Source organism: Mycobacterium sp. (genome assembly GCF_049647605.1).
In the GTDB taxonomy this organism is placed as follows: domain Bacteria; phylum Actinomycetota; class Actinomycetes; order Mycobacteriales; family Mycobacteriaceae; genus Mycobacterium.
Genome location: NZ_JBARXZ010000167.1, coordinates 1 through 5215, shown reverse-complemented (window position 1 = coordinate 5215; position 5215 = coordinate 1). Strand labels below are relative to the sequence as shown.

The 5215-nt window shown below is 65.5% G+C and carries 4 protein-coding genes and 2 pseudogenes; all 6 read right to left on the bottom strand.

Translation table 11 applies throughout. The features are described 5' to 3' along the window. Positions 1-137, bottom strand: a pseudogene (gene lsr2, locus WBB07_RS21745) (histone-like nucleoid-structuring protein Lsr2); the annotation flags it as partial. 160 nt (positions 138-297) lie between these two features. Next, positions 298-1830 (bottom strand): lysine--tRNA ligase, encoded by a 1533-nt coding sequence (gene lysS, locus WBB07_RS21740; protein WP_526310441.1) that lies wholly within the window; start codon positions 1828-1830, stop codon positions 298-300. A 108-nt stretch (positions 1831-1938) separates the two neighbouring features. Next, positions 1939-2766, bottom strand: coding sequence for a type III pantothenate kinase (locus tag WBB07_RS21735; RefSeq protein WP_526310440.1), 828 nt, complete (start codon positions 2764-2766; stop codon positions 1939-1941). 1 nt (position 2767) lies between these two features. Further along, positions 2768-3709: a pantoate--beta-alanine ligase gene (gene panC, locus WBB07_RS21730; RefSeq protein ID WP_526310439.1), complete on the bottom strand. Its 942-nt coding sequence runs from the start codon at positions 3707-3709 to the stop codon at positions 2768-2770. Continuing rightward, entirely contained in the window at positions 3706-4617 is a 912-nt protein-coding gene (locus tag WBB07_RS21725) for a Rossmann-like and DUF2520 domain-containing protein (protein WP_526310438.1), read from the bottom strand. The genes panC and WBB07_RS21725 overlap by 4 nt, the downstream gene beginning before the upstream one ends. A gap of 136 nt (positions 4618-4753) precedes the next feature. Further along, positions 4754-5215, bottom strand: a pseudogene (locus WBB07_RS21720) (hypothetical protein); the annotation flags it as partial.

The following is a 5215-nucleotide window of genomic DNA, read 5'->3' as shown; positions in this document are numbered from 1 at the left end:
TTACGAAGTTTTGCGGCATTCTTGCTCGAGAGATCGATCTCAAACGTCACACCGTCCAGCGCGAATTCGACAGTTTCGTCAGCAGCACCCTCACCATCGAAATCATCGACCAGGGTGACGGTTACTTTCTTCGCCATTCGCTCACTGACCCTTCTACAAGCCGACCGCTATCGGTAGCGCCTGATTGGCAAGCTACCGGCTGGAATCAATCTGCCATAAAATCTACCATTCACCAACTCGTCACCAGTTCAGTTTCATCCGGCAGAATGGCCTGACAGCGGCACTAGTCGTAGACGTCTAGCCTTGTCTGCGGACAATCGGGAACAAAACTGTCTCGCGAATTGACAATCCCGTTAACGCCATCAGCAACCGGTCGATGCCCATTCCGGTTCCGGTGGTCGGTGGCATCGCATATTCCATCGCAGCCAGGAAATCCTCGTCCAGCACCATCGCTTCGTCATCGCCGGCTGCCGCCGCACGCGCCTGCGCCTCAAAACGCTCCCGCTGCACGATCGGATCAATCAATTCCGAATAACCAGTCGCCAACTCGAAACCGCGAACATAGAGATCCCATTTCTCGGTGACGCCGTCGATGCTGCGATGCTGCCGGGTAAGCGGTGTGGTCTCGACCGGGAAATCCTTGACGAATGTCGGCGCCCACAGGTGGTCGCCGACCTTGTGTTCCCACAATTCCTCGACCAGTTTGCCGTGGCCGTAACCACGATCGCGGGGAAGTTCCAGGCCGAGCTTGTCCGAAATCGCCCACAACGCATCGGCGGGAGTGTTCGGAGTGATCTCCTCCCCCAATGCATCCGACAAAGACGGATACATCGATATCGACGCCCATTCACCGTCGATGTCATAGACGGTGCCATCGGGAAGTGGCAGCTGCCGGGTACCGATGGCCGCATCGGCGACTTCCTGAATGACTTCCCGGGTCACCAGCGCAGAATCGTCGTAGGTGCCGTACGCCTGGTAGGTCTCCAGCATCGAGAACTCCGGCGAATGGGTGGAATCGGCGCCTTCGTTCCGGAAGTTGCGATTCAGCTCGAACACCCGGTCCAGGCCGCCGACCACACACCGCTTCAAGAACAGTTCCGGCGCGATCCGCAGGTACAGGTCTGCGTCGAGCGCATTGGAGTGCGTGACAAACGGCCGCGCCGCCGCACCGCCGGCCAAGGTCTGCAGCATCGGCGTCTCGACTTCCAGGAACTCCCGCTGATCCAAGGCCGCCCGCACCGCACGTACCACTGCGATGCGCTGGCGGGCCACGGTGCGGGCCTGCGGCCGGACGATCAAGTCCACATACCGCTGCCGCACCCGGGACTCTTCGCTCATCTCCTTGTGCGCAACCGGCAACGGTCGCAACGACTTGGCGGCCATCTGCCACGAATCGGCAAGGACCGAGAGCTCACCGCGCCGGGAACTGATCACCTGACCGTGAACGAACACGATGTCACCCAGGTCGACGTCGGCCTTCCAGGCGTCGAGAGACTCCTGGCCGACCTCGTTGAAACTGATCATCGCCTGCAGGTGGGTACCGTCACCGTCCTGAAGGGTGGCAAAACAGAGCTTGCCGGAGTTACGTGCGAACACCACTCGCCCTGCCACACCGACGACGTCACCGGTTTCGGTGCCGGCCTCCAGGTCGGGATACCGGGCGCGGATCTCCGCCAGGGTGTGCGTGCGCCCCACTTCGACGGGGTAGGGATCCTTGCCCTCGGCCAGCAGCCGGTCCCGCTTGGCCTGGCGGATTCGGAACTGTTCGGGCAGATCGTCGTCATCGGCGGAATCGACATCGGGGGCGGGGCGGGAATCGGCGGAGCTCACGACGTCCGAGCTTAAATGACCGGCGCACCCAAGATCGAACACGTGACCTCCAGGGGCCATCGCCGCTACCGCCGGCGGTAGCGGCGGGCCGCCTCCGATCTTGTCGGATTACACCGGTGCGCCGGAACCGGAGGATCGCAACTTCCGCTGGTGGTCGCGGTTGCGTTCGTAGATCAGGCGCAGCCCGTCGAGCGTCAGATACCGATCGTATTCGGCGGCCGCACGCAGATCCGGCAGCAGCAGCGGAGCGGTGTGCCCCGTGGCCACCACAACAACATCGTCACCGGCGAAACCGGCGACATCACTGCGAATTCGGCTGATCAGACCGTCGACCAGACCCGCAAACCCGAACACCGCACCCGCTTGCATGCACTCCACCGTGTTCTTGCCGACCACCGACCGCGGCCGCGTCAGCTCGACCCGACGCAGTGCCGCCGACCTGGCGGCCGCCGCATCCGAGGACAGCTGGATGCCCGGCGCGATGGCGCCGCCGAGGAACTCCCCCTTTGCCGAGACCACATCCACACAGATCGAGGAGCCGAAGTCGACGACGATCGCCGGTGCCCGGTACTTGTGAAAAGCTGCGAGCGCGTTGATGACTCGGTCGGCACCGACCTCTTTCGGGTTGTCGACCAGCAGCGGGATTCCGGTCCGAACCCCGGGCTCGATGAGCACATGAACAACCGACGGCCAGTATTGCTCGAGCATCATCCTGATCTCATGCAGCACCGACGGCACGGTGGACAGGCTGACCACCCCGGTGAGCCGATCGGAGTCGTCACCGATCAACCCGTCGATGGTGAGCGCGAGCTCATCCGAAGTGACTTCAGCTTCGGTGCGAATCCGCCAGTGCTGCACAACTTTTGCGTGATCACCAGAGCCAGAGATCAAGCCGACGACGGTGTGTGTGTTACGGACGTCGATGGCCAACAGCACGTCAGTTTCTCCAGGGCAGTTCGTGATGCTGATCGGCTCCGGCGTATTCACCGCGCTCTCCGACGGCGGTGCCGAGGTCGATCGCGATGTTGTCCAGTAGCCGCGTGGTGCCCAGACGAGCAGCGATCAGGATCCGGCCCGGGCCTGCGGCCGGAGCCTGTTCCAGTGCCGGACCACGGACCTCGAGATAGTCGAGTTGGAAGGCAGGTACCTCATCGATCACGGCGCGGGCCGCGTCGATCGCCGCACCCGCCCCGCCGGAGGCGGCGTACATGCCCGCCAGCAGTGCCGCCGACAGCGCCCCGGCCTGCTCACGTTGCTCGGCGTCGAGGAATCGGTTCCGTGAAGACATCGCCAGACCGTCGGCCTCCCGCTCGATCGGGACACCGACGATTCGGGTGTCGACGTCGAGGTCGACAACCATCTGCCGGATCAGCGCCAATTGCTGGTAGTCCTTCTCCCCGAAGAAGGCGCGGTCGGGGCGAACTATCTGCAGGAGTTTGAGGACCACGGTCAGCACACCCGCGAAATGTGTTGGGCGCACGGCACCTTCGAGCTCCCCGCCGAGGGGGCCCGGATGTACCGAAGTCCGCGGCCCCTCCGGGTACATCGCTGCCGGGGTTGGTGTGAACGCGATCTCGACACCTTCGGCCCGCAGCAGCTCCAGATCGGTTTCCAAGGTGCGCGGGTAGGCGTCGAGATCCTCGCTCGGACCGAACTGCAGTGGGTTGACGAAAATCGACACCACCACTACCGCGCCCGGAACCCGCTTGGCGGCCCGGACCAACGCCAGGTGTCCGTCGTGCAGCGCCCCCATGGTCGGGACCAGCATCACCCGTCTGCCGGTGTGCCGCAGCGCCTTGCTGACCTCGGACACCTCGGCCGGCGTCGGGTAGATGTTCAGCTGGCCGGCGGTGAAGGACGGCTTGAATTTTGTGGTCATCTAGTGAGCACCTCGAATATCTCCTTGGGCGCGTGGGCTCGCTGCGCGGTACGCAGCGAGGCGGCTCGATATGCCTCTGCCAGATCGGGATCGACTTCGGCCACCGCGGCCAGGTGACCAGCTACGGCCGCGGCGTCGCCGCGGGCCACCGGCCCGGTGAGTGCGGCTTGACCGCGCTGCAGGGTGTTCTCCAGCGCTGCCCGGGCCAATGGCGCGACGACTCTCTCGGCAATCCCGCCCGGCCCGTCGATCACCAGTTCCTGACCGAGCAACTCCTGGCCGGCAATGGCGGCCCGCAGGGTGTCCAGCGCATCCGCGATCACGGTGACCAGGTGGTTACTCGCATGGGCCAGGGCAGCGTGGTAGAGGGTGCGGGCGTCTTCGCGGACCCGGAACGGCTCACCGCCGACTTCGAGAACCAGCGACTGTGCGATCGCGTAGCCGATCTCGTCGGCCGCGGTGATCCCGAAACACGTTCCGGCCAGCCGCGCGATGTCTTCGTCGGACCCGGTGAACGTCATCGCCGGGTGGACCGCCAACGGAATGCAGCCCTGGGCCGTCAGTGGCGCCAGCACACCGACCCCGTTGGCACCCGACGTGTGCGCCACGATGGCACCTGCCGGGACCGCCGACACAGCGGCCAGGCCGGACACCAATCCGGCCAGTTCGGAATCGGGGACGGCGAGGATCAGCAGTTCAGCGGAGGCCGCAACGTCGACAACCGGCAAGATCGGCGTGTCGGGAAGTCGACTGTGAGCGCGCTGCCGCGATGCCGCGGAGATGGCGCTGCAGGCCACGACAACGTGCTCGGCGGTCTCGAGGGCCACCCCCAGCGCGGTACCGACCCGACCCGCAGAGATGATGCCGACTTTGAGTCGGGCCGGGCGCAGCCCGTTCGGCGTCCCCATGCTGACGACCTCACTGACGTCGCGATCAACAATTCGGTCAAGTCCACATTCTCGTTCCGGTCCCACACTTCGGAGTACCGGGCGGTGTCACCTGACTAGGAACAAAGCCTAGCCGCACCGCGGGGCGACATCGGAGTCAGTCCTCCTGTCGGCGTCGCCGCCCACCTCCGGAGGGAGCCCCGGCCTGCAGCCTGGCCAGCAGGTCGGCCACATTTCCACCGGTGTCCTCGTCGGCTTCCTCAGCTTCGGAGCCCCGGTGGCGCGCGGCGGCCGCCTCGGCGGCGGAGTCCGCCGGCGGGTTCTGCGGATTCAGCGGTTCGTCCCGCACCGGCTGCGCCGGAGCTGAATGCCGACCACGGATGACCTGCGGGGGCGGCTCCACCGGGGCGACACCAGAATGCTTGCCGCGCCGATCGGGTTCCGGCTCTGCCGGAGGTGGTGTCGCCGGAGCGGGCGGAGCCGAAGGTGGTGCCGTCGGAGCGGCCTGGGCCGGCGCGGCAGTCTGCGGTGGTTGAGGATATTGCGGCGGGGTTGGTGGCCCTTGACGGCGTGGGGGCGGCGGGCCGGCGGCCCGGCTCGTTGTCGAGCTGCTCTTGCC